Origin of the sequence: Stappia sp. (assembly GCF_048261845.1) — a bacterium.
GTDB lineage: Bacteria > Pseudomonadota > Alphaproteobacteria > Rhizobiales > Stappiaceae > Stappia.
This window is the reverse complement of the sequence record NZ_JBLXFR010000029.1, coordinates 26,235-48,776: the sequence shown is the minus strand read 5'-3', so window position 1 is coordinate 48,776 and position 22,542 is coordinate 26,235. Positions and strand designations below refer to the sequence as shown.

Annotated in this window: 23 protein-coding genes; 8 read left to right on the top strand and 15 right to left on the bottom strand. The window is 66.9% G+C overall.

Annotated elements, in window-relative coordinates; translation table 11 throughout:
* The 4 genes from ACN0T5_RS13145 to ACN0T5_RS13130 all read left to right on the top strand — a co-directional run.
* The coding region (locus tag ACN0T5_RS13145) for a dihydrofolate reductase family protein (RefSeq protein WP_417769054.1) at window positions 1-473 on the top strand (473 nt) is incomplete at its 5' end.
* A 165-nt stretch (window positions 474-638) separates the two neighbouring features.
* The gene (locus tag ACN0T5_RS13140) at window positions 639-1,085 is read left to right on the top strand and encodes a YybH family protein (protein ID WP_417769053.1); all 447 of its coding nucleotides are present in this window, start codon (window positions 639-641) and stop codon (window positions 1,083-1,085) included.
* Window positions 1,086-1,141: 56 nt separating this feature from the next.
* Window positions 1,142-1,630 (top strand): VOC family protein, encoded by a 489-nt coding sequence (locus ACN0T5_RS13135; RefSeq protein ID WP_417769052.1) that lies wholly within the window; start codon window positions 1,142-1,144, stop codon window positions 1,628-1,630.
* A 265-nt stretch (window positions 1,631-1,895) separates the two neighbouring features.
* A complete protein-coding gene (locus ACN0T5_RS13130; RefSeq protein WP_306029541.1) occupies window positions 1,896-2,105 on the top strand; it encodes a cold-shock protein in 210 nt (69 codons plus the stop codon).
* 161 nt (window positions 2,106-2,266) lie between these two features.
* On the opposite strand, the gene ACN0T5_RS13125 is transcribed toward ACN0T5_RS13130, so the two are convergent.
* The gene (locus ACN0T5_RS13125; protein ID WP_417769051.1) at window positions 2,267-3,016 is read right to left on the bottom strand and encodes an SDR family oxidoreductase; all 750 of its coding nucleotides are present in this window, start codon (window positions 3,014-3,016) and stop codon (window positions 2,267-2,269) included.
* A 95-nt stretch (window positions 3,017-3,111) separates the two neighbouring features.
* On the opposite strand from ACN0T5_RS13125, the gene ACN0T5_RS13120 reads away from it, so the two are divergent.
* Window positions 3,112-4,020 carry an AraC family transcriptional regulator gene (locus tag ACN0T5_RS13120; protein WP_417769050.1) on the top strand — a complete coding sequence of 303 codons (909 nt, stop codon included), beginning with the start codon at window positions 3,112-3,114 and terminating at the stop codon, window positions 4,018-4,020.
* Window positions 4,021-4,059: 39 nt separating this feature from the next.
* Here ACN0T5_RS13120 and uxuA read toward each other — a convergent pair whose 3' ends face one another.
* From uxuA to uxaC, 9 genes are all read right to left on the bottom strand, one after another.
* Complete coding sequence (gene uxuA / locus ACN0T5_RS13115) at window positions 4,060-5,253, bottom strand: mannonate dehydratase (RefSeq protein ID WP_417769049.1); 1,194 nt, start codon at window positions 5,251-5,253, stop codon at window positions 4,060-4,062.
* Window positions 5,246-6,691: a mannitol dehydrogenase family protein gene (locus tag ACN0T5_RS13110; protein ID WP_417769048.1), complete on the bottom strand. Its 1,446-nt coding sequence runs from the start codon at window positions 6,689-6,691 to the stop codon at window positions 5,246-5,248. Before ACN0T5_RS13110 ends, uxuA begins: the two co-directional genes overlap by 8 nt.
* Window positions 6,681-7,439 carry a 2-dehydro-3-deoxy-D-gluconate 5-dehydrogenase KduD gene (gene kduD, locus ACN0T5_RS13105; RefSeq protein WP_417769047.1) on the bottom strand — a complete coding sequence of 253 codons (759 nt, stop codon included), beginning with the start codon at window positions 7,437-7,439 and terminating at the stop codon, window positions 6,681-6,683. Before kduD ends, ACN0T5_RS13110 begins: the two co-directional genes overlap by 11 nt.
* On the bottom strand, window positions 7,436-8,260 hold the full coding sequence (gene kduI, locus ACN0T5_RS13100) for a 5-dehydro-4-deoxy-D-glucuronate isomerase (RefSeq protein ID WP_417769046.1): 825 nt from the start codon (window positions 8,258-8,260) through the stop codon (window positions 7,436-7,438). Before kduI ends, kduD begins: the two co-directional genes overlap by 4 nt.
* A gap of 67 nt (window positions 8,261-8,327) precedes the next feature.
* Window positions 8,328-8,645, bottom strand: coding sequence for a cupin domain-containing protein (locus tag ACN0T5_RS13095; RefSeq protein ID WP_417769045.1), 318 nt, complete (start codon window positions 8,643-8,645; stop codon window positions 8,328-8,330).
* A gap of 17 nt (window positions 8,646-8,662) precedes the next feature.
* Complete coding sequence (locus ACN0T5_RS13090; protein ID WP_417769044.1) at window positions 8,663-9,943, bottom strand: TRAP transporter large permease; 1,281 nt, start codon at window positions 9,941-9,943, stop codon at window positions 8,663-8,665.
* 5 nt (window positions 9,944-9,948) lie between these two features.
* Window positions 9,949-10,428: a TRAP transporter small permease gene (locus tag ACN0T5_RS13085; RefSeq protein ID WP_417769057.1), complete on the bottom strand. Its 480-nt coding sequence runs from the start codon at window positions 10,426-10,428 to the stop codon at window positions 9,949-9,951.
* A 111-nt stretch (window positions 10,429-10,539) separates the two neighbouring features.
* Window positions 10,540-11,520, bottom strand: coding sequence for a TRAP transporter substrate-binding protein (locus ACN0T5_RS13080; protein ID WP_417769043.1), 981 nt, complete (start codon window positions 11,518-11,520; stop codon window positions 10,540-10,542).
* A gap of 32 nt (window positions 11,521-11,552) precedes the next feature.
* Window positions 11,553-12,959, bottom strand: a complete 1,407-nt coding sequence (gene uxaC, locus ACN0T5_RS13075; RefSeq protein WP_417769042.1) for a glucuronate isomerase — start codon at window positions 12,957-12,959, stop codon at window positions 11,553-11,555.
* 278 nt (window positions 12,960-13,237) lie between these two features.
* Between uxaC and ACN0T5_RS13070 the strand changes: the two genes are divergently transcribed.
* The 3 genes from ACN0T5_RS13070 to ACN0T5_RS13060 all read left to right on the top strand — a co-directional run bounded on the left by ACN0T5_RS13070 (window position 13,238) and on the right by ACN0T5_RS13060 (window position 17,071).
* Window positions 13,238-13,939, top strand: coding sequence for a GntR family transcriptional regulator (locus ACN0T5_RS13070; protein WP_417769041.1), 702 nt, complete (start codon window positions 13,238-13,240; stop codon window positions 13,937-13,939).
* A gap of 92 nt (window positions 13,940-14,031) precedes the next feature.
* Window positions 14,032-15,747, top strand: a complete 1,716-nt coding sequence (locus ACN0T5_RS13065; RefSeq protein WP_417769040.1) for a type I secretion system permease/ATPase — start codon at window positions 14,032-14,034, stop codon at window positions 15,745-15,747.
* A 1-nt stretch (window position 15,748) separates the two neighbouring features.
* Window positions 15,749-17,071, top strand: coding sequence for an HlyD family type I secretion periplasmic adaptor subunit (locus ACN0T5_RS13060; protein ID WP_417769039.1), 1,323 nt, complete (start codon window positions 15,749-15,751; stop codon window positions 17,069-17,071).
* Window positions 17,072-17,105: 34 nt separating this feature from the next.
* Here ACN0T5_RS13060 and ACN0T5_RS13055 read toward each other — a convergent pair whose 3' ends face one another.
* From ACN0T5_RS13055 to ACN0T5_RS13035, 5 genes are read right to left on the bottom strand one after another with little or no spacing between them, the layout of a single operon-like run.
* Window positions 17,106-18,188, bottom strand: coding sequence for a D-TA family PLP-dependent enzyme (locus ACN0T5_RS13055; protein WP_417769038.1), 1,083 nt, complete (start codon window positions 18,186-18,188; stop codon window positions 17,106-17,108).
* Window positions 18,178-19,689: a M81 family metallopeptidase gene (locus tag ACN0T5_RS13050; protein WP_417769037.1), complete on the bottom strand. Its 1,512-nt coding sequence runs from the start codon at window positions 19,687-19,689 to the stop codon at window positions 18,178-18,180. The genes ACN0T5_RS13055 and ACN0T5_RS13050 overlap by 11 nt, the downstream gene beginning before the upstream one ends.
* Window positions 19,689-20,687 (bottom strand): ABC transporter ATP-binding protein, encoded by a 999-nt coding sequence (locus ACN0T5_RS13045; protein WP_417769036.1) that lies wholly within the window; start codon window positions 20,685-20,687, stop codon window positions 19,689-19,691. The genes ACN0T5_RS13050 and ACN0T5_RS13045 overlap by 1 nt, the downstream gene beginning before the upstream one ends.
* Window positions 20,684-21,673 (bottom strand): ABC transporter ATP-binding protein, encoded by a 990-nt coding sequence (locus ACN0T5_RS13040; RefSeq protein ID WP_417769035.1) that lies wholly within the window; start codon window positions 21,671-21,673, stop codon window positions 20,684-20,686. The genes ACN0T5_RS13045 and ACN0T5_RS13040 overlap by 4 nt, the downstream gene beginning before the upstream one ends.
* A gap of 4 nt (window positions 21,674-21,677) precedes the next feature.
* Window positions 21,678-22,529 (bottom strand): ABC transporter permease, encoded by an 852-nt coding sequence (locus tag ACN0T5_RS13035; protein WP_417769034.1) that lies wholly within the window; start codon window positions 22,527-22,529, stop codon window positions 21,678-21,680.
* Window positions 22,530-22,542 lie beyond the last annotated feature (13 nt).

Genomic DNA, 22,542 nt, shown 5'->3' with positions numbered 1-22,542 from the left:
CCTACGACATCTTTGCCGCCCACTGGCCGCATGCCGGCGACGAGCCGCTGGCCCGCACGATCAACAAGGTGACAAAATACGTGGCGACGTCGCGTCCCGAGGGGCTCGACTGGCACAATACGGTGAGCCTTGGCGAGGATGCGGCCTGCGCGCTGAAACCGGGGCTGGCGAGCGAGGGGCCGGGCCTGCTGCTGCAGGGCAGCAGTGTGCTGGCGCAAACCCTGCTGGCCCAGAACATGATCGACGAACTCAGCCTCTGGACCTTCCCGGTTTCCGTCGGGGGCGGCAAGCGCTTCTTCGGCAGCGGGGCGATGCCGGCGAGCTTCCGCGTGGTCGCGTCGGAGCAATCGGAGAGCGGCGTGCTGATGACGACCTACCGGCCGGCCGGAGAGATCGTGACGGGATCCTTCGCGGTCGATCCGCCAAGCGCTGAGGAACTGGCGCGGCGGCAGGTTCACGCAGCCGGCGACTGACCTTCCGGAAGGATCAGCGGGAACGGCCCGCAGGACAAGCCCGCAAGCGGGCAAGACGAACACCGATGCAGTGCAGGACGCCGGGGCGGGTTCGCCGCCGGCACGGGGAGGGCCGTGCCCGGGATCAAGCCGGCGGCGTTCCCGTTCAACGAGGAGGAGCGAGAGATGAACACGCATGTGACCCCGAATGCGGCGGAGGCCGAGATCCGGTCGCTGGTCGCGGAATGGTCGGCCGCCCTTGAGGCCCGGGACACGGAAAGGCTGACGGCCGCCTATACGGATGAGACCGTGCTTTATGACGCGATCCCGCCGTGGCGCACCGTCGGCCGCGCGGCGATCAAGGCTGCCTGGGACGCCTGCATGCCGCATCTGCCGGAGCGCTTCACATCCCGGCATGATGAGCTTGAGGTCAAGGTTTTCGGCGACGTGGCGCTGATCCACGGGCTGCACAGGATGGTGCCGGAGGACGGCGAGCACCCTTGCGGCATGACCCATATCCGCATCACCTCGGTGCTCCGCCGGGCGGGCGGGCGCTGGCAGGTGGAACACGAGCATGTGTCGGTGCCCTTCGACCCGATGACCGGCCAGGTCGCCGCCATCACCGAAGTCTGACAACGGCCGAGAACTCCCGCCGAAACCGGCGGGACGGAGAAACGAGGAGAGAAAAGATGACAAGCGTGATTGAGAAGGCAGCCGAAAAGGGTGTCCACAGCCTCAGCCCGCATCTGGTCTGCAAGGGGGCGGCCGATGCAATGGAGTTCTACAAGACGGCCTTCGGAGCGACGGAGCTGATGCGGCTTGCCGGCGATGACGGGCGCATCCTGCATGGTTGCATGTCGATCAACGGCTCTTCGGTGATGCTGGTTGACGAGATGCCGGACTGGGGCGTTTTCGGTCCGAAAACGCTTGGCGGCACGCCGGTGACCATGCATCTCGTCGTCGAGGACGCGGATGCGGCGGCGCAGCGCGCGATCGATGCGGGCGCGACGCTGGTCATGCCGGTCGCCGACGCTTTCTGGGGCGACCGTTACGGCCTTGTCGAAGACCCGTTCGGCCATCGGTGGTCGGTCTCCACTCCCTTGCGCGAAATGACCGCCGAGGAGATCCGGGCGGCGGCCAAGGATGCCATGTGCGGCGAGGCGAGCGCACCCGCGTGACGCCCGGATCGCCTGAGACCTGACGACCCGAGGGGCGGGCGGTGCGCCATCCGCCCCTCGGGCCTCCGTTCTTTATTTTCAACACTGCCTTGTTTTGACCATGCTTGCGGTCTATATGTCTCTCATCGATCTTGCATGTCGAACTTTGTTCCTGGCGCCAAACGCGCCTTCGGCGATCTTCCTCTATCAAAATCGATCTGAACCGTTCGCCGTGTCCTATGCGCGGCGAGCACCTATCCGTTCGCGATTCGAAAAGGAAATCGTCATGAACACTGGTACCGTCAAGTTCTTCAATTCGGCCAAGGGCTTCGGCTTCATCGAGCAGGGCAATGGCCAGCCGGACGTCTTCGTCCACATCTCCGCTGTCGAGCGCGCTGGCATGCACAGCCTCGTCGAAGGCCAGAAGGTCAGCTTCGAGATCGTCAAGGACAGCCGCAGCGGCAAGAGCGCTGCCGAGAACCTTCAGGACGCATAAGGCGCAAGCCGCGTTTTGAAATCGCGCTTCTGATACCTGACCACGGATGTACTGGCAGGGATCATCGAGGCGCAGGAGAAGGCCGGGTTCGCCCGGCCTTTTTGCGTTTGGCGGACAGCTTTTCCGGGTCGTGACCTTCGTCACTGCCGGGACGGAAGCCGTCAGGCGGCAAGCGCCTCGGCATCGCTGCCAGCCGGCAGGCGGAGCGGACAGCCCGGATCGGTGACAGCGCGCCAGATGGCGTGAACCACATCGCCGGTCCTTGTGGGTTCCTCCGAGGCACTTTCCATGAAAGCGCTCATGACGGTCCCGATGAAAGGCCCGTAGGCCTCCGGTGCGTCAAGTGCCTCGGCCATCAAGGCCTTCGCGTTGCTGCCAAAGCTCGTCGAGGGGGCGCGTCCCGGCAAGACCAGTGTGGTGCGGATGCCAAGTGGCGCAAGTTCGAGAGCCAGGCACTCGGTATAAGCATTCACGGCCGCCTTGCTGGCCGTATAGACCGGCAGAAGCGGCAAGGGCTTCAACGTGACGCTGGACGAGACGTTGACGATGACGCCCGTGCCCCTTGTTCGCATTTGCGGCAGCACGGCACGGATCATCTCGAACGTGCCGAATGTGTTGGTCTCGAAGATCCGTCGGACAGATTGTTCCGACGTGCTTTCGAAGGCGGACAACCAGCCGACCCCTGCATTGTTGACCAGCGCGTCGATCTCGCCGGCAGATTCCACGGCGCGGGCGATGCTCCGGGTGTCGGTCACGTCCAGCGGCAGGATGCGCAAACGCTCCGAGGCGGGCAGAAGCGTCTCGTCGGGCTTGCGCATCGTGGCGAGGACGGACCAGCCCCGATCGAGAAAATGGCGCGCGGTTTCAAGACCGAAGCCCGAGGAACATCCTGTGATCATCACGGTCGTCATGGCGAAGTCTCCTGTTGTTGGATGGCTTTGATATCGACCAGATGAACCGGATGTTCTATGGATTATAGTCCTTGTTTGTTTATCGAAAGTCCGAAATGGCTGATCCGCTCTCCGAAGTCATCTCGCTTTTGCGACCGCAGGCGCCCCGTTCGAAGCTCGCTGAGGCGTCGGGGCCCTTCCGGGTGCGACGGGATGATGTCGACGAGGTGTTCTATTGCATGGTGCTGGCCGGGAGGCTTCGCCTCCAGGTGGATGGCAGGCCGCCGCAGGATCTTTGTGCCGGTGACTTTGTCCTCGTTCCGGCGGTCGCTGCCTTCACGGTATCAAGCCTCGATCCGCCTCCGCCACCGGGTCTCGTCAGCCGTCCCGTCGCCGGTGATGACGGGATTGTCCGGATCGGGGCTTCCCGGGGCCACGCCGAGGTCGTGCAACTGATCGGTCATTGCCGTTTTGCGAGCCCTGATGCCGGGCTTCTGGTTTCGCTTCTGCCGGACATGGTCATGGTGCGCGGCGAAGGTCGTCTCGCCACCCTGGCCTCGCTGGTCCGCGACGAGGCGCGCGCCGACCGGCCCGCCCGCGATGTCGTCCTGGAGCATCTTCTGCAGGTCCTGCTGATCGAGGCCTTTCGCGCGTCCACCCGCTCCGATGCGCCCCCCGGGCTGCTGAGCGGGCTTGCCGATGCCCGTGTCGGGCGGGCGCTGCGGGCGCTGCATGCCGCGCCGGATCATGGCTGGACGGTGACGGATCTCGCCAGCGAGGCGGGGCTGTCCCGGTCCTCCTTCTTCACGCGGTTCACCCGGATCGTCGGCACAGCGCCAATGGGCTATCTGCTGAACTGGCGAATGACCCTGGCAAAGCACATGCTGCGCTCGGGATCGCACGGCATCGGCGAAATCGCCGAGAGGGTCGGGTACGGCTCCGTCAGTGCATTCAGCACGGCGTTTTCGCGCCATGTCGGATGCCCTCCGGCACGCTTTGCAAAGACCCTGGCTGCCGCCGAGTGAGCGGAGACAGGTGCCGGAGGGCGCAGGTGCGTCAGCTGCTTACCGCCAACCAGCCCTTTCATGCGACAGGGCCGCAATGACGCCGCGCAGTTCTGCAAGGCCGCGCATGCGGCCGATCAGCGGGTAGCCGGGATGGGTGTCGCGGCCAAGGTCCGACAGCAGCGCATGGCCATGGTCGGGACGGAAGGGGATCTGCGCATCACGCCGGCCCGTCTCCCGCCGCCGGCGTTCCTCGGCCAGAAGCACGGCGACAAGCGCCACCATGTCGGTGTCGCCGGAAAGATGCGCGGCCTCTTCGAAACTGCCGTCCGGATCCTTCGTCACATTGCGCAGGTGGGCGAAATGGATGCGGTCCGCGAAGCGCGCGGCGATCGCCGGCACGTCGTTTTCCGGGTTGGCGCCGAGCGAGCCGGAACACAGCGTCAGGCCGTTCTCCGGCACCGGCAGGCAGTCGAGGATCCAGGCGACGTCGTCTTCGTCCGAGACGATGCGCGGCAGGCCGAGAATGTCGCGCGGCGGATCGTCGGGATGGACGCAAAGCCGCATGCCGAGCTCCTGTGCGGCCGGCACCACCTCCTTCAGGAAGCGGGCGTAATTGGCGCGGAGGGCGCCGGCGTCGATGCCGTCGTAAAGGGTCAGTGCCGCGCGCAGGGCCGGAATGTCGTAGCGCTCATAGGCACCGGGCAGGCCCGCCATGATCGCATGGGTCAGCCGGGTGCGGGTGGCTTCGTCCGAGGCGTCGAGCCAGGCGCGGGCGCGGGCGCGCAGTTCCGGCGGGTGGTCGTGTTCGGCGCCCTCCCGCTCCAGCATGAAGAGATCGAGCGCGCAGATATGAACCGCCTCGAAGCGCAGGCATGTGCCGCCGCCCCGAACCGGGCTTTCGAGCTCGGTGCGGGTCCAGTCGAGCAGCGGCATGAAATTGTAGCAGATGGTGGTGATCCCCTCGGCCGCCAGATTGGCGAGCGACTGCCGGTAGTTGGCGAAAAGGGCGGAGAGATCGCCGTCGCCGCGCTTGATCCGCTCGTGCACAGGCAGGCTTTCCACCACGTTCCAGGCAAGGTCGAGACCGGAGGAGGCGATCAGCCCCTTGCGCGCGGCGATTGCCTCGCGTGTCCAGACCTCGCCATAGGGCACTTCGTGCAAGGCGGTGACGATGCCGCGTGCCCCCGTCTGCGCGATCTCGTCGAGCCCGATGCGGTCGAGCGGTCCGTACCAGCGCCAGCTTTCAAGCATGTGCGGCCTCGACCATGTGGCGCGCGCCGTGGCGGGCAAGCCCGGCATGGGCCTCCACCAGGGACGCGCGGAAGGCTTCGTTGCCGGCAAGGCTCGCGGGGAAGATTTCCCTGAAGGCGAGAAGTGCGGAGACCTTTGCGGCGCTGTCAGGCGCGCCGTCCAGCGCGGCGCGCAACCGGGGGGCGAGCGGATCGCGCACGTCGACGGGCTTGCCGAAAAGATCCGTGCCGCCGACATAGGTCATCCAGGCGGCGACGGCGAGGATGAGGCCGGACATGGGCCGGCCGGCGGCAAGGCCTTCGGCAAGCTGGGACAGGATGCGTTGCGGCAGCTTCTGCGAACCGTCCATGGCGATCTGCCAGGTGCGGTGGCGGATCGCCGGGTTGGCATAGCGGGTCTTCAGTGCGGTGGTGTAGGCGGCAAGGTCGGTGCCGGGGGGCGGTGTCAGGCCGGGGATGATCTCGTCGGTCCAGATCCTGTCGGCAAAGCGCGAGAAGGCGGGGTCGGCGATCGTGTCGGCGATGGTCTGGTGGCCCGCGAGATAGCCCAGATAGGCAAGCGCCGAATGGGTGCCGTTGAGGCAGCGCAGTTTCATCAGCTCGTAAGGCGCGACATCGACGACAAGCTCGACCCCGGCGGCGGCAAGATCCGGCCGCTCGCCGCGCACGAAATCGTCTTCCACCACCCATTGGCGAAACGGCTCGTGCAGCACCGGGCTTTCGTCCCGCCGACCGGTGATTTCGGCGACGCGGTCGAGGTCCTCCGGTGTCGTTGCCGGGACGATGCGGTCGACCATGGTCGACGGGAAACGGGCCTCTTCCGCGATCCATTCGGCAAGGGCCGGGTCGATGAGGCCTGCAAGCTCCAGAACGACGCCCTTCACCAGATGGCCGTTGTCGGGAAGGTTGTCGCAGGTGAGCACCGTGAAGGGCGGGATGCCGGCGGCACGGCGGCGGGCCAGCGCCGCGACGAGGAAGCCGACGGCCGAGACCGGGCGATCGGGATCGGCGAGGTCGGCGAGAATGTCGGGATGGGTACGGTCGAGCCGGCCGGTTGCCGGCTGGTGGCAGTAGCCCTTCTCGGTGACGGTCAGCGTGACGATCTTCACGCCCGCATCGGCCATCAGGGCGATGACGCCCTGCGGGTCTTCCGGCGCCACGAGCATGTCGGCCAGCACCTCGACGGTGCGGGCGGCGGGACGATCAGAGCCAAGCTCGAGCGCGGTATAGGCAAAGCCCTGCGGGGCGAGCCGGTCGCGCTGGTCGGGCCGCTTGAGCGACACGCCGGCAATGCCCCAGTCGCCGCCCGAGGCGGCCATCGCCTCGGCGATGTAGAGGGCGCCATGGGCGCGGAAGAAGGCGCCGAGGCCGAGATGGACGATGCCGGTCCCGGGCTTCGGCGCGCCGGACCGGGCAAGGCGGAGCAGGTCAGCGGGCAAGCCAGCCTCCGTCGACGGGGATCACCGCTCCGTGGATGTAGCGGGCGGCGGCGGAGGCGAGGAAGACGGCGGTTCCGGCGATGTCCTGCGGATCGCCCCAGCGGCCGGCGGGAATGCGCTCCAGGATGGCGGCGTTGCGGGCCGCGTCCTGGCGCAGGGCAGCGGTGTTGGCGGTGGCGATATAGCCGGGCGCGATGGCGTTGACGTTGATGTTCTTCGCCGCCCATTCGTTGGCGAGAATCTTGGTGACGCCGGCAACGCCGTGCTTGGCGGCGGTGTAGGAGGGCACGCGGATGCCCCCCTGGAAGGACAGCAGCGAGGCGATGTTGACGACGGAGCCGGCCTCGTCCCTGGCGAGAAGCTCGCGGCCGAAGGCCTGGGCGGTGAAGAACAATGCCTTCAGGTTGGTGTCCATCACCGCGTCCCAGTCGGCCTCGGTGAAGTCGGCACTGTCGGCGCGGCGGATGATGCCGGCATTGTTGACGAGGATCGTGTAGCCGGCACCGGTGAAGGTGTCGGTTGCCGCCATCGGGTCGGCGAAGTCGAGGATCACGCTGTCGGCTGATCCGCCGGCGGCCGCGATGGCGGCCACCGTTTCGTCGCAGGCGCGGCGGCCGGCGCAGGTGACGCTGGCGCCGGCAGCGGCGAGCGCCACGGCGATCGCCTGGCCGATGCCGGCATTGGCGCCGGTGACCAGCGCCTTGCGGCCGGCAAGCGAGAAGGGGGAGGCGGGCTGTGCGGCGGTCATTTCATGTCCGCCATGCTGACGAAGTCCATGTCGGTGTAGTCGACATTGTCGCCGGCCATCGCCCAGATAAACGTATAAGAGCCGGTTCCCGCGCCCGAATGGATCGACCAGGGCGGCGACAGCGCGCCTTCCTCGTTGGCGACGACGAGATGGCGGGTCTCCTGCGGCTCGCCCATCAGGTGCAGCACGCGCTGCTCCTCGGACATGTCGAAATAGAGATAGGCCTCCATCCGCCGGTCGTGGACATGGGCGGGCATGGTGTTCCAGACGGAGCCGTCCTCAAGCGTGGTGTAGCCGAGCACGAGCTGGCAGCTTTCCATCACAAGCGGATGGACGAACTGGTTGATGGTGCGCTTGTTGGACGTCTCGACGGCGCCGAGCTTGACGCAGTTGGAGTCCGACAGGCGGATGAGCCGCGCCGGCAGGGCCCGGTGCGCCGGGGCCGAGGTGATGTAGAAGCGGCCCGCGCCCGAGAAACTGACGGCACCGGTGCCCATGCCGAGATAGAGCACGTCGCCGCGCTCCAGCGTCCAGCTGTTGCCGTCCGTCGAAACCGTGCCGGGCTCGCCGATATTGACGATCGCCATCTCGCGGCGTTCCAGGAAGGTCGCGGTGCGGGTCTCCTCGACCTTGTCCAGCGTCAGCGTGCCGGTGCCCGGCACCGCGCCGCCCATGACGAAGCGGTCGTAGTGGGTGTAGACGAGACGGATCTCGCCCTCGCGGAACAGGCCGCCGACATGGAAGTGGCGGCGCAACTCGTCCGTGCCCATGGTCTTTGCATGGTCCTGGTGGATGGCGTGGCGGGTTTCAACGCTGAGCATGACGGGTCCTTGAAACAGGGGGCATGGCCCGCGAGATGCGCGGGCCACGAAACAGGGATGCGGGCGATCAGAGAAAATCGTCGCGACGGGGGGTGAAGCCGTCGATCAGACGGCCGCCTTCCAGACAGCGGCAGCCATGCACCGCGTCGGAAGGGATGACGAAACTGTCGCCGGGACCGACCTCGAACTCGTTGCCGTCCAGCGAGAAGACGAACCGGCCGCTTTCGACATAGGTCGACTGGATGTGCGGATGGTTGTGCAGTTTGCCTTCGGCGCCGGCTTCGAAGTCGAAGGCGACGACCATCAGTTGCGGGCTGTCGGAAAGGACCCGGCGAGTGACGCCCTTGTCGGGGGAAAAGGCGGGAAAGGTCTGAAGGGGTTGCATGGTCGATACTCCGGGGATCAGCGGAACAGGGCCGGCAGCCACAGCGACAGGCCCGGCACATAGGTGACGAGCAGCAGCGTGCCGACGGCGGCGAAGTAGAACGGCCAGATGGTGCGCACGGCCTGCCAGACGGTGATGCGGCCGACGGCGCAGCCGACGAAGAGCACTGCGCCGACCGGCGGCGTGCACAGGCCGATGCCGAGGTTGAGGATCAGGATGACGCCGAAATGGACGGGGTCGACGCCGAAGGCCTGGGCGACGGGCAGGAAGATCGGCGTGGTGATGACGATCAGCGGGCTCATGTCCATGAAGGTGCCAAGCAGCAGCAACAGCACGTTGATCAGGAGCAGCACCATGATCGGGTTTTGCGAGACGTCCTGCATGAAGGCGACGAGGGTTGCCGGCACCCTCAGATAGGCGAGCAGCCAGCCGAAGGCGGCGGCGCAGCCGATGACGAGCAGCACCATGGCGGTGGTGCGCACGGCGGCCGTGGTGGCGGCGACGAAGCCGGTCCAGCTCATCGTGCGATAGGCGATCGCCGTGACGAAGAGCGCGTAGACGACGGCGATGCAGGAGCTTTCCGAGGCTGTGAAGACGCCGGAGCGGACGCCGCCGAAGATGATGGCGATCAGGAGGATGCCGGGGATGGCGTTGACGAAGAGATAGCCGATGGCGCCCCAGCCCTGGAACCTGTCGATCGGATAGCCGCGCTTCCTGGCCACGTACCAGGCCGCGACCATCAGCGCGAGGGCGAGCAGCAGGCCCGGAATGATGCCGGCGGTGAACAGGTCTGCGATGGAGATGCGTCCGCCGGCGGAGATCGAGTAGATGATCATGTTGTGCGAGGGCGGCAGCATCAGGGCGATGATCGAGGAGACGACGGTGACGTTGACGCCGTAGTCGACGTCGTAGCCGCGCTCCTTCATCTGCGGGATCATCAACCCGCCGATGGCTGATGCGTCGGCGGCTGCAGATCCTGAAATGCCGCCGAAAAGGACCGAGGCGGTGATGTTGACCTGGCCGAGGCCGCCGCGCAGGTGACCGACAAGCGCGCCCGCCAGCGCCACCAGGCGGCGGGCGATGTCGCCGCGCACCATCAGCTCGCCGGCGAAGATGAAGAAGGGGATCGCCATCAGGGCGAAGACCGAGACGCCCGAGTTCAACCGCTGGAAGACGACGACAGGAGGCAGTCCCAGGGACAGGATGGTGGCGAAGGAGGCGACGCCGAGGCAGAAGGCGACAGGCGTGCCGATCAACAACAGGAAAGTGAAGGTTCCGAAGAGGATCCAGAGCTCCATCGGGGTCAATCCTCCAGTTCGGTTTCGCCGAAGCGGGCGGTCGGCAGGCCGGCGGCCCGGCGCGCCAGGCGCTCCAGCGAGAAGAGCACGACGAGCACGCCGCCGGCGACGAGGGGTAGGAAGTCGAAGGCGCCGGAAATGCCGAGCGAGGGCAGCTTGTTGGCGGCGGTCTTCTCGGCGAGTTGCGCCCCGAACCAGATCATGCCGCAGCCGAAGGCGACGACGACCGCGTCCGAGACCGAATGCAGGATCAGCTTGACGCGGTCGGGCAGGACGTAGAGCAGCACATCGAAGGACAGGTGATAGCCCTCGCGAATGCCGACGGCGGCGCCGAGAAAGATGAACCAGCCCATGATCATCACCGAGGCGGGCTCGGTCCATGACTGGCTGTCGTTGAGCACGTAGCGGAAGAACACCTGCACGGCGATGAAGGCGGTCATCAGCACCAGCCCGGTGCCCGAAAGCCAGAGGGCGATCCGGGCCATGACGGCGGTGGTTCGGGCAATGCCCTTCAGTGTGTCCTGCAAGATCCCGTCCTCCCGGCGTGAAACGACCCGCGGCGGTGGCTCCGCCGCGGGCCCTTGCTCACAAACAGGTTATTCCGTCGCCTGAATGCGCGCGACCATGTCCTTCAGCTTGTCGGAGGTCACGTATTTCTCGTAGACCGGCTTCATTGCCTCGATGAACGGCGTCTTGTCGATATCGGTGATGATCTCGACGCCGGCCTCGCGGACCTTGGCCTCGGACGCTGCCTCGCGCTCGGCCCACAGCTTGCGCATGTGGGGGACGGAGTCCTTGGCCGCCTGGCGGACGATCGCCTGGTCCTCGGCCGAGAGCTTTTCCCAGGACTTCTTCGACATCACCAGGACTTCCGGAACGATCAGGTGCTGGTCGAGCGTGTAGTACTTGGCGACCTCGAAATGGCCGGAGCTCTCGAAGGAGGGCCAGTTGTTCTCGGCACCGTCGATGACGCCGGTCTGGATCGAGGAATAGACCTCGCCATAGGGCATCGGCGTGGCGTTGGCGCCGAGCGCGCTGACCATGTCGACGAAGAGGTCCGACTGCATGACGCGGAACTTCATGCCGGAGAGATCGTCCATGGAGGTGATCGGCTTCTGGCTGTTGTAGAAGGAGCGCGAGCCGCCGTCATAGAAGGCGAGGCCGATCAGGTCGTGATCGGCAAAGGCGGCAAGGATCTCCTCGCCGACGGGGCCGTCCATGACCTTGTGCATGTGCTCGACCGAGCGGAAGATGTAGGGCAGCGAGGGGATCTGGGTCTCCTCGATGATGTTGTTGAACGGGCCGAGCGAGACGCGGTTCATGTCGATGACGCCGAACTGCGTCTGCTCGATCGTGTCCTTCTCCTGTCCGAGCTGGGCGGAGTGGAACACCTCGATCCCGAGGCGGCCGTTGGTGCGCTCCTCGAGCAGCTTGCCCATGTGCTTGACGGCCTCCACCGTCGGGTAGCCGTCGGGATGAGTGTCGGACGACCGCAGCACCGTGTCGGCGGCCTGCGCGGACAGCGCGGATGCGGCAAGCAGCGCAACCGCTGCCGTCAGGTTCTTCCAATGCTTCATGCTCGTTCCTCCCTTGAGCAGTGACAACCGGGTCAGAGCTTGTAGGCGGCCTTGACCAGGGTATAGGCGAGGTCGCGGGCGACCTCGTATGCCTCGCTTTCGCCAAGCCGTCCGGAGACGACGAGGTCGGCGAGGAAAGCGGCATCGACCCGCCGCGCCACGTCATGGCGGGCGGGGATGGAACAGAAGGCGCGGGTGTCGTCGTTGAAGCCGACCGTGTTGTAGAAACCGGCGGTCTCCGTCGCCATCTCGCGGAAACGACGCATCCCTTCCGGGCTGTCGTGGAACCACCAGGGCGGACCGAGGCGCAGCGCGGGATAGACGCCGGCAAGCGGCGCCAGTTCGCGGGCGTAGGAGGTCTCGTCCAGCGTGAAGAGGATGATGGTGAGGCCGGGTTCCAGACCGACCGCGTCGAGCAGCGGCTTCAGCGCGTGCACATAGTCGGTGCGGGTGGGGATGTCGAAGCCCTTGTCGCGGCCGTGACGGGCCATGATCCGGTCCGAATGGTTGCGGAAAGCGCCGGGATGGATCTGCATGACAAGCCCGTCGTCGAGGCTCATGCGGGCCATCTCCGTCAGCATGTGAGCGCGGAAGCGGTCTGCCTCCTCCGCGTCGCAGCGACCGGCAAGTGCCTTGTCGAAAAGCGCGGCGGCGGCGGGCTGCGACAGGTTCTCGGTGCGGGCGTTCGGCACGCCGTGATCGGTCGAGGTGGCGCCGTGGGCCTTGAAGAACCCGCGCCGTATCCGGTGGGCGGCGAGATAGCCGGCCCAGCCGGTCGCGTCCTCGCCGGTCAGTTCGCCCAGACGGGCGACATTGTCGGCAAACCCTTCGAACTGCGGATCGATGACGGCGTCCGGACGATAGGCGGTGACGACCCGGCCGGTCCAGTCGCCATCGCGGATGGCGCGATGATGGTCCAGCGGATCGAGGGCCGATTCCGTCGTGGCGATGACCTCGATGTTGAAACGCTCGAACAGCGCGCGCGGGCGGAAGTCGGGCCGGGCGAGACAGTCGGCAATCTGGTCGTAGGTGGCATCGGCCGTTGCCGCCGACAGGGGCTCCCCGATGCCGAAGACATCCTGGAAGGCGTGATTGATCCACATGGCCGAGGGCGTGCCGCGAAACAGGTGGAAGTTCCCGGCGAAGAGGCGCCAGATCCTGCGCGGGTCCTGCTCGGTGTCGCCGCCGTCGATGCGCGGCACGCCGAGATCGGTCAGGGCGATCCCTTGCGAGCACAGCATGCGGAAGACGTAGTGGTCGGGCACGACGAAGAGACTGGCCGGATCGGGAAAGGGCTCGTTCAGCGCGAACCAGGCCGGATCCGTGTGGCCGTGGGGACTGACGATCGGCAGGTCGCGGATCGAGCGGTGAAGCGCGCGGGCAAGGCCGCGCGTCCGCTCATCCGCCGGAAACAGCCGGTCGTCGTCCAGTATCGGCATTCCAGTCCTCCCGGAAGGGTTTGCTGATGCCCCCTTCTTTTGAGGTGGTTATCAGACTAGTAATCTAATATGTTAGTCTGCAAGTTGAGTCAACGCCCTCCCGGCCGGCTACGACGAATTGTCAAACCGGCGGCCAGTCTGTAGGACGAGGCGTCCGCAGAAGGCGGGAAGGCGCTGCTCCCGCACACGTTCCCCCGGGGTTCAGCGCCGAGGGCGCGGCGGAACACCGGCGGGCCCGCCTTGCAAGACGGGACTGCGCCAGAGGGAGAGACAGGCGTATGACGGAACAGATCAAGCTTCGGGCGCTCGACATGTCGCGTGTGCCGTCGGTGACCGATCTCGTCTTTGCCGAGCTCTACAACCGGGTCGTCGACCTTGAGCTTCTGCCCGGCACCAAACTGTCGGAGGCGGAGGTCGCCAAGCGCATGGGTGTCAGCCGGCAACCGGTGCGCGATGCCTTTTACCGCCTGTCGCAGCAGGGCTTCGTCTCCATCCGGCCGCAGCGTGCGACCGTGGTGACCCCGATCTCCATCGAGGCGGTGCATCGTGCGCGCTTCATCCGCACGGCGCTGGAACTGGAGACGGTGCGCGCGGCGATGGCGAACATGGCAGCCTCCGACATCGCGGATCTCGAGGTGCTGCTGGGGAAGCAAAAGAAGGCAGTCGAGCGCGGCGACCGCTCCGGTTTCCATGCGTTCGACGATGCCTTTCACAGCAGGATTTGCGAGATCGCCGGCCACGGTCATGTCTGGGCGCTGATCCGCGATCACAAGGCGCATATGGACCGGGTGCGCTACCTGTCCCTGCAAAACGGAGCGCAACTGGCGCTGGACGACCACATCGAGATTTTCGATGCGCTGCGATCGGGCGACGAGGAGGCCGCGATCACACGCATGCGGGCCCATCTGGGGCGCATCGCCGGGATCATCGAGGAGATCCGGGCCGCACATTCGGAGTATTTCGACCCGGACGAAGTGTGAGCGACGCCATCACGGCCTGTGCTGTGGACAGACGTGCCAAATGAGGTCAGATTGCAGCACTTTCCGAAGGTTTCTTATTGCGGGCAATGGCAATGGTCGACAAAGCGGGCGCAGGACACGGTTCGGTGGTGTCCGAGGCACTGCGCTCCCTGAGGGCGGCGCTTGCAGGTACCGGCGGCCTCAGCCTGCTGATCAACCTGCTGATGCTGACCGGCCCGCTGTTCATGTTGCAGGTTTACGACCGGGTGCTGGCGAGCGGGTCCGTGCCGACCCTGGTGGTGCTCGGCGGACTGACGGCGGTGCTGTTCGTCTTCTTCGGCCTGCTCGAAATGCTGCGCGGACGCATTCTCTCCCGTCTCGGGCAAAGGGTCGATGCAAGGCTCTCGGCCATTGCCTACCGGGTGTCGAACCGGTTGCCGCTCGTGCTCGGCCAGCGCGGCGAGGTGGTGCGTCCGGTCCAGGATCTCGACGCGCTGCGCCATTTCCTGTCGGGCGCCGGACCGTCGGCGATCTTCGACCTGCCCTGGATGCCGGTCTATCTGGCGATCGTCTACCTGTTCCATCCCGTGCTCGGCTATGTGGCGGTTGCCGGTGCGCTGGTGATCTGCGCGCTGATTGCCCTGAACGAGGCCTTTTCGCGCGGGCCGGCGGCCGAGGCGGCGCGCGAGGGCGCGCTCAGGTCCGCCCATGTGGAGACGGGCCGCCGCAACGCCGAGGCGGTGCGTGCCATGGGCATGGGAGAGGCGCTGCAGTCGCGCTGGGAGGAGGCGAACGACCGCTTCCTGGTCAAGCAACGTATCGCGACCGACCGGATGACGCTCTTCGGCTCGACCATCAAGGCGTTCCGCTTCCTGCTGCAATCGACAATTCTCGGTGTCGGCGCCTGGCTCGCGATCGGCCAGGAGATCACGCCGGGCGTCATGATCGCCGCCTCGATCCTGACCTCGCGGGCGCTGGCGCCCGTCGAGCAGGCCGTTGGCCACTGGCGCGGTTTCGTCACGGCGCGGCAGGGCCTTGCCCGCCTGCGCCAGACGCTTGGCGACGAGACGCTGGCGGAGCCGCGCCTGACCCTGCCGCTGCCGGAGAAGAGCCTGAAGCTGGAACAGGTGTTCTGCGCGCCGGTGGGCCTGCGTGAACCGCTTGTGCACGGGGTCAGCTTTGCCCTCAATGCCGGCGACGGGCTGGGCATCATCGGCCCGTCGGGCTCGGGCAAGTCGACGCTGGCGCGCGCCATTGTCGGCGTCGTGCCGGCGATGCGCGGGGCGGTCCGGCTGGACGGGGCCGAGCTCTCCCAGTGGCCGGACGAGCGTATCGCCCGCTTCATCGGCTACCTGCCGCAGGACATCCAGCTGTTCGAGGGCACGATCGCGGAAAACATCGCTCGTTTCGACACGCAGGCCCGCGACGAGGACGTGATCGAGGCGGCGAAGCTCGCCCAGGTGCATGACATGATCGTCGGGTTGCCGGACGGTTACAACATGCAGATCGGCGGTGCGGGCCTGACCCTGTCGGGCGGCCAGCGCCAGCGCATCGCGCTTGCCCGGGCGCTCTATCGCAATCCCTTCCTGGTGGTGCTCGACGAGCCGAATTCCAATCTGGACGCCGAGGGCGAGGCGGCGCTTACCCAGGCGGTCGCGGCCCTGCGCCAGAAGGGCTCGATCGTCATCGTCATCGCCCACCGGCCAAGCGCGATTGCCGCTGTCGACACGATCCTGCTGCTGCAGGAAGGACGCGTGGTGACGCTGGGACCGAAGGCCGAAGTCATGAAGAAGATCATCGCGCCGGCGCGGCAGCAGGGGGCTGCCTGAGATGGCAAGCGGCGAAACGGGATCCGAGGCGACCAGCGACCGCGCCCTCACGCGCAGCATTCGCCGGCATCTCCTGATGGCGCTGGCCCTTGCCTTCCTGCTTGTCGGCGGCGTCGGGGCCTGGGCGGCCCTGACGGAGATTTCCGGCGCGGTGGTGGCCAGCGGCACGGTGGTCGTGGAAAGCAACGTCAAGGACGTGCAGCACCGCGAGGGAGGCATCGTCAAGGAAGTGCTCGTGCGCGACGGCGACAGGGTGGCCGCCGGCGACCTCCTGGTGCGCCTCGACGACACGGTGACGCGGGCAAACCTGGCGGTGATCACCCGCCAGCTTGTCGAACTCGGCGCACGTCAGGCCCGGCTCGTCGCCGAGCAGACGGGCGAGGAGGCAGTGGACTTCTCGAGCGGCGGGTATGAGGGACCGGGCCGGGCGGACATCGAGGAGAGCCAGCAGGCGCTGTTCGAGGCACGGCGCAGCGCGCTTGCCGGCCGCAAGCAGCAGCTGGGCGAGCAGATCGTCCAGTTCGAGCGCCAGATCGAGGGCTTCGCCGCGCAGCGCGACGGCAAGAGCGACGAGATCCGGCTGATCGAGGATGAGTTGCGTGACCTTGAAGACCTGCTCGCCAAGAAGCTGATCTCCCGCAACCGGGTAACCGCCCTGCGGCGCGACCGGGCGCGGCTGATCGGCGAGCGCGGCGGCTATGTGGCGCAGATCGCGCAGGCGCGCGAGGCGATGAGCGAGCGGCGCATCCAGGTGCTGCAGCTGGACGACGAGCGCCGGGCCGAGGTCCTGCAGGAACTCCAGGAGGTGCGTGCCCGCATCGCCCAGCTGGAGGAGCAGAAGATCGCCGCCGAGGACCAGCTCAGCCGCATCGAGATCCGCGCGCCGCGCGGCGGCTTCGTGCACCAGCTCGCCGTGCACACGATCGGCGGCGTGGTGGCGCCCGGCGAAACGGTGATGCGCGTCGTCCCGCAGACCGACCAGCTTGTCGTCGAGGCCAGGATCCCGCCGGTCAGCATCGACCAGATCGGCGCCGGGCAGACGGCGCGGGTCCGCTTTCCGAGCTTCGACCAGCGGGTGACGCCGGAGGTCAGGGCGCATCTGGCAAGCATCGCGCCGGACCTCAGCCGGGACGAACGCACGGGCACGGACTATTACACCGCCCGTCTGACCATCGACGAGGGCGAGCTTGCCAAGCTCGACGGCAAGGCCCTGCTGCCCGGCATGCCGGTGGAGGTCTTTGTCGAGACCCAGGAACGCACCGTGCTCTCCTATCTGGTCAAGCCGCTCGGCGACCAGATCGCCCATGCCATGCGCGAGCGCTGAACGGCGTTCTTTTCGGCTTTCGCGAGAAAGCGGCTCAGGTCACGCGGCCGCGCGCTGCGATGGCGATCTCCTCGATCGTGCCGTCCGCCCTCTTCAGAAAGGCGCTGTCGAAGAGGTTGGACACCACGCAGACATGGTTCGGCACGATATGGACGCGCTGGCCGACCGCGAGGCTGCCGGCAGGCACCTCCATGGTGCCGTGTTCCTCGCTGAGCGCGACGATCCTGGCTTGCGGATGGCCGATGACGGTGCCGTGGCCGGTCAGGCCGAGAAGATCCGAGGACACGGCCTTTGACCCGGCATCGACGATGGCGCGGGTCGGGGTCGGCAGGCTGACCACGGTCGCCTCGACGACGAGGGCACAATCCTCGAGCGCGCAGGCACCGCGTTCCACCAGCGAACGGTCGTTGTAGATATAGGTGCCCGCCCGGTACTCGGTGACGAGGCTCTTTTCGCCGCCCGGCGCGCCGGAGGCCCACATGTCGGGCGAGCCGCCCGACGAGATCTCCGGGCAGGCGATGCCGCGCCCGGCAAGAGCGGCCAGCGCCTCACCCATGAAACGCTCCACATCGGCCGCGCCTCCGGGAGCCGGATAGGTCATCAGTCCGGCGAAGGAAAGGCCCGGCGCTGTGTCGATCCGCGCGGCCAGCGCGGCGGCTTCTTCCGGCGTCTGCACGCCGCAGCGGCCTGCCCCGGTGTCGCATTCGACCATCACATGAAGCTTTGCGGGCCCGTCGGCGAAGGCGGCTGCGAGCCCTTCGATCGTGACCGCGCTGTCGGCGACGACGGCGAGACGGGAGAGGCGGGCGGCCAGCGCTTTCAGCCGGGCAAGCTTGGCGGGGCCGAGAATGTTGAAGGTGATGAGGATGTCGTCGAGCCCGGCATCGGCCATCACCTCGGCCTCGCCGATCTTCTGGCAGGTGATGCCTTTCGCGCCGGCCTCGACCTGTGCCCTGGCGAAACGGGGCAGCTTGTGCGTCTTGATATGCGGGCGCGACTTGACGCCATGGCTGTCCAGATGGGCCTGGAAGCGGGCGATGTTGCGCCGGACGACCGCCTCGTCGATGACGATTGCGGGCGTTTCGGCGATGAGGCTTTCGGGCGCTTCAGCGCACATGGAGGCGTTCCTGTCCGGTGTCGTTCGCATGCGGATCCTCGACGCGCGGCCAGATGGCGCGGGTGAGGTTGCGGTACTCGTTTTTCGCCGGATCGCTTGGATAGGGTCCGTCGACAGCCGCGTAGAGGATGTGCGAGGCGATCCGCGAGAAGGCATCGTGGAAGTGATTGGTCGACTTCACAACCAGGATTTTCCGTGAAAGCGGATCGATCCCCATGTTGGAAAAGGCATCGGGGCTGAAGATCTGCGAGCGCACCGTGTTGAGCACCACGGAAATGCCGGCGACGCGGATGGTGACGGAATCGCCGAGCGGCACGACGCTGGTGCCGAAGCTCTGCACCGCGTCGCGCACGACCCTTTCCACCAATACCTCGGCATCGATCGGCTCGCCGGCGGCCGCCGACATCTTGCCGCCGAAGCGCAATGGCAGCCGCGCGCCCTCGCCGGCGGAAATGCAGGTGCGCACGGCAATCGGATCCCAGATCGAGGCAAGCGCGGCGTCGGTGACGCCGCGTGCCATCATCTCGCGCAGGACAATGGTGGAATCGCCGGGCACGCCGCCGCCCGGATTGTCCCACACATCGGCGATGACGACGGGGGCGCCGCCTCGCCCGGCGGTGAGCTTCGCTGCGGCATCAAGGGCCGCCGCGGGGGTCAGAAACTCCGGCCGCGTGCGACCGCGGAAGGAGTAGAGCTCCATGCCGAGGCGCTCTGCCAGCCGGTCTCCGGCAGACGCATCGTCATCGGTGACGACGACGATGCGGGACCCGAGATCGGGCACGTCCGAGGCCATGAAGCCGTGAATGGCGGAGACGGAGAGAATGCCGTCATGCCCCTCCAGCGCCTTCATCCGGTCGACGAAACCGCGCATTGGCTCGCGACTGGTCGGCAGCACCTCGATCATGCGGCAGTCGAAGACCGAGATGCGCGGGCGGACCTCTCCGGTCGAGGTGCGATGGGCAAGATCGACGAGGCTTTCCGCCGCGATGACGAAATCGGTATGCGGGAACTCCTTGAAGACGACAATGATGTCGGCATTGTCGGTGCGTTTCGCGCTGAGATGGCTGTGCGGATCGAAGGTGACGCCGATGATGGCGTCGGGGCCGACAATGCGGCGGACGCCTTCGATGATCTCGCCTTCGCAGTCGAGGCAGTTTTCCGCCACCATGGCGCCGTGCAGGCCGAGCAGGACAATGTCGAGCGGCATGGCCGCGCGCACTTCCTCGAACATCTGGTCCCTCAGGAACTCCCAGGTGCGGCCGTTGACGATGCCGCCGGGCTCGGCCCAGGTGGCGGTGCCCTCGATCACCTGCCAGTCGTACTGGCGGGCGCGTTCGCGCGCGACCGGGAAGACGGCGCTGCAGAGCGTCGGGGTCGGCGGATGCGCTCCGGGAGGAGCATAGAAGCTGTCCTTGAAGTCCTGCAGGTCGGTGCGAAGCGGCGAGAAGGTGTTGGTCTCGGTCGCAAGCGATCCGACGAAGACACGTTTAGGCACGGCCATCAGGCGGCCTCCCCGAGAAGCTGGCCGGCATGGTGGCAGGCGGTGGATTGTCCCTCGCCCATATCCGCGATTTCCGGCCGGGTGGTGCGGCAGACATCGGTGGCGAAGGGGCAGCGGGGATGGAAGGCGCAACCGGGAGGCGGCGCGGCGGCATTGCCCGGCTCGCCGAGATCGGCGACAGGCTGGCGTCCGGGGCGGATGCGCGGGATGGAGGCAAGCAGCAGGCGCGTATAGGGATGCGCGGGCCGGTTGAACAGCAGGGCCTTGGGCGCCGTCTCGACGATGCGGCCGAGATACATGACCGCGACCCGGTCGGAAATGTGCCGGACGACGCCGAGATCATGCGAGATGAACAGCATCGAGATGCCGCTTTCGCGCTGCAAGTCCTTGATCAGGTTGAGCACCTGCGCCTGGATCGAGACATCGAGGGCGGAAACCGCCTCGTCGGCGATGACGAGGCGCGGCTCGACGATCATCACCCTGGCGATGCCGATGCGCTGGCGCTGACCGCCGGAGAACTCGTGCGGGTGGCGGTGCATCACCTTGGGATCCAGGCCGACCTTGGCGAGCGTGTCGGCGATGCGGGCGCGGATCGCTTCGCGTCCCTTCGCCAGTCCGTGGATGCGCACGGGCTCTGCCAGGGTCTGCTCGATGGTGAGGCGCGGGTTGAGCGAGGCGAAGGGATCCTGGAAGATCATCTGGATGTCGCGGCGTAGCGGCCGGAAGGCCGAGGGCGACAGGGGCAGGATGTCCCTGCCGTCAAGCAGCGCCTCGCCGGAAGTCGCCGGCTCCAGCCTCGTCAGGGTGCGGCCGACCGTCGACTTGCCGCAGCCGCTTTCGCCGACAATGCCGAGCACCTCGCCTTTCGCGAGATCGAAGGAGACCCCGTCAACGGCCTTCAGAACGCGGGCCTTGCCACCGAACAGTCCGGCCTTGCGCAGGGGGAAATGGGTCTTCAGGTCCCGGACCCGAAGAAGGGGTGTCGCGGTGTCGCTCATGCGTCCTGCTCCAGTGGATAGTGACAGCGAACGAGGTGGGAGGGCGCGATCATATCGAGGCCCGGCACGACCTCGTCGCAGCCCTTGCCGGCGCGTGTGCAGCGCGGATGGAAGGCGCAGCCGGCAAGCGCTTCGTCCAGCATCGGTACGCGGCCGGGAATGGCGGTGAGCCGGTCGACGTCCTCGTCGGCCTCGGGGATCGAATCGAGAAGGCCGCGCGTATAGGGGTGACGCATGGCGCTGAACAGTTCGGCGGAGGCGGCACTTTCCACGACGCGGCCGCGATACATGACGGCGATGCGGTCGCAGGTCTCCGCGATGACGCCGAGGTCGTGCGAGATCAGCATGACCCCCATGCCGGTCTCCGCCTGAAGGTCGACGATGAGCTTGAGGATCTGTGCCTGGACGGTGACATCGAGCGCCGTTGTCGGCTCGTCGGCGATCAGAAGGCGCGGCGATCCGGCGAGCGCCATGGCGATCATCACGCGCTGGCGCTGACCGCCCGAGAGCTGGTGCGGGTAGCTGTCGAGGCGACCGGCGGGATCGGGAATGCGGACCATGGTGAGCAGTTCCAGTGCCCGCTGGCGTGCGGCGGACTTCGATATCTTCCTGTGTTCGCGGATCGTCTCGACGATCTGGTCGCCGATCCGGTAGACCGGATTGAGCGAGGTCATCGGCTCCTGGAAGATCATCGACATCTCGTTGCCCATGATCGCCCTGCGTTCGCGCGCCGGAAGGCGCAGGAGGTCGCGCCCCTGGAACAGGATTTCTCCGGCCAGCACGCGCACCGGCGTGCCCTCCAGCAGCCCCATGATGGCGAGCGAGGTGAGGCTCTTGCCGCAGCCGCTCTCTCCGACGATGCCGAGCGTCTCGCCCGCATCGAGCGTCAGCGAGAGATCCTCGACCACCGTCAGCAGTCCCTCGCCGGTGGCGACGGCCAGCGTCAGGCCGCGCATGTCGAGCAGTCTTTCAGACCTGTTTGCCATCGCCTCAGACCCCCTTGATGTCGTTCTTGAAGCGCGGGTCGATGCTGTCGCGCAGCGCGTCGCCGACGAGGTTCATGGAAAAGACCGAGAGAATGATCAGCGCACCGGGGAAGAGCAGCAGCCAGGAGGCACGTGTGACGTAGATGCGCGATTCCGACAGCATGTTGCCCCAGCTCGGCACTTCCGGAGGCAGGCCGAGGCCGAGAAAGTCGAGAGCGGCGGCCTGGAGCTGGGCGAAGGCGAAGATGAAGCTCGCCTGGACGAGCAGCGGCGAGACCAGGTTGGGCAGGATGTGGCGGAACAGGATGCTGGCATTGCCGGCGCCCGAACAGGTGGCGGCGTCGACGAAGACCTCTCCCTTCAGCTTCAGTGTCATGCCGAACAGGATGCGGGCGGTGGTCGTGGCGTAGACGATGCCGATGACGATCACCGTGTTGACGACACTGCGCTCCAGAAGCGTCATCAGAACGAGGGCGAGCAGCAGCGCGGGGAAGGCCATCAGCACGTCGACAACGCGCATCAGGACGCTGCCGAGCCGGGTGAAATAGGCCGACAACATGCCGGTGAGCCCGCCGGCGACAAGCGCCACGAGGACGGAGCCGATGCCGATGACGATCGCCATGCGCGCGCCGTAGATGCTGCGCGAGAAGGTGTCGCGGCCGAAATGGTCGGTGCCGAACAGGTGTTCCGCCCCGGGCGGGGTGAGGCGCACGACCGGGTCGATCTCGAGCGGATCGTAGGGGACGATCAGCGGCGCGAAGATGGCGGCGAGGACGACGAGGCAGAGCCAGGCGAGGCCGAGACCGGCCAGCGGGCGGCCCCGGAAGATGCGTCCCGTGACGGCGAGCGCGGTCATGCCGAACCTCCTT

Coding starts and splice junctions, on each gene's coding strand:
- ACN0T5_RS13140 (WP_417769053.1), top strand. CDS start 639: ATGAACACGCATGTGACCCCGAATGCGGCGGAGGCCGAGATCCGGTCG.
- ACN0T5_RS13135 (WP_417769052.1), top strand. CDS start 1,142: ATGACAAGCGTGATTGAGAAGGCAGCCGAAAAGGGTGTCCACAGCCTC.
- ACN0T5_RS13130 (WP_306029541.1), top strand. CDS start 1,896: ATGAACACTGGTACCGTCAAGTTCTTCAATTCGGCCAAGGGCTTCGGC.
- ACN0T5_RS13125 (WP_417769051.1), bottom strand. CDS start 3,016: ATGACGACCGTGATGATCACAGGATGTTCCTCGGGCTTCGGTCTTGAA.
- ACN0T5_RS13120 (WP_417769050.1), top strand. CDS start 3,112: ATGGCTGATCCGCTCTCCGAAGTCATCTCGCTTTTGCGACCGCAGGCG.
- uxuA (WP_417769049.1), bottom strand. CDS start 5,253: ATGCTTGAAAGCTGGCGCTGGTACGGACCGCTCGACCGCATCGGGCTC.
- kduD (WP_417769047.1), bottom strand. CDS start 7,439: ATGACCGCCGCACAGCCCGCCTCCCCCTTCTCGCTTGCCGGCCGCAAG.
- kduI (WP_417769046.1), bottom strand. CDS start 8,260: ATGCTCAGCGTTGAAACCCGCCACGCCATCCACCAGGACCATGCAAAG.
- ACN0T5_RS13095 (WP_417769045.1), bottom strand. CDS start 8,645: ATGCAACCCCTTCAGACCTTTCCCGCCTTTTCCCCCGACAAGGGCGTC.
- ACN0T5_RS13090 (WP_417769044.1), bottom strand. CDS start 9,943: ATGGAGCTCTGGATCCTCTTCGGAACCTTCACTTTCCTGTTGTTGATC.
- ACN0T5_RS13085 (WP_417769057.1), bottom strand. CDS start 10,428: ATGGCCCGGATCGCCCTCTGGCTTTCGGGCACCGGGCTGGTGCTGATG.
- ACN0T5_RS13080 (WP_417769043.1), bottom strand. CDS start 11,520: ATGAAGCATTGGAAGAACCTGACGGCAGCGGTTGCGCTGCTTGCCGCA.
- uxaC (WP_417769042.1), bottom strand. CDS start 12,959: ATGCCGATACTGGACGACGACCGGCTGTTTCCGGCGGATGAGCGGACG.
- ACN0T5_RS13070 (WP_417769041.1), top strand. CDS start 13,238: ATGACGGAACAGATCAAGCTTCGGGCGCTCGACATGTCGCGTGTGCCG.
- ACN0T5_RS13065 (WP_417769040.1), top strand. CDS start 14,032: ATGGTCGACAAAGCGGGCGCAGGACACGGTTCGGTGGTGTCCGAGGCA.
- ACN0T5_RS13060 (WP_417769039.1), top strand. CDS start 15,749: ATGGCAAGCGGCGAAACGGGATCCGAGGCGACCAGCGACCGCGCCCTC.
- ACN0T5_RS13055 (WP_417769038.1), bottom strand. CDS start 18,188: ATGTGCGCTGAAGCGCCCGAAAGCCTCATCGCCGAAACGCCCGCAATC.
- ACN0T5_RS13050 (WP_417769037.1), bottom strand. CDS start 19,689: ATGGCCGTGCCTAAACGTGTCTTCGTCGGATCGCTTGCGACCGAGACC.
- ACN0T5_RS13045 (WP_417769036.1), bottom strand. CDS start 20,687: ATGAGCGACACCGCGACACCCCTTCTTCGGGTCCGGGACCTGAAGACC.
- ACN0T5_RS13040 (WP_417769035.1), bottom strand. CDS start 21,673: ATGGCAAACAGGTCTGAAAGACTGCTCGACATGCGCGGCCTGACGCTG.
- ACN0T5_RS13035 (WP_417769034.1), bottom strand. CDS start 22,529: ATGACCGCGCTCGCCGTCACGGGACGCATCTTCCGGGGCCGCCCGCTG.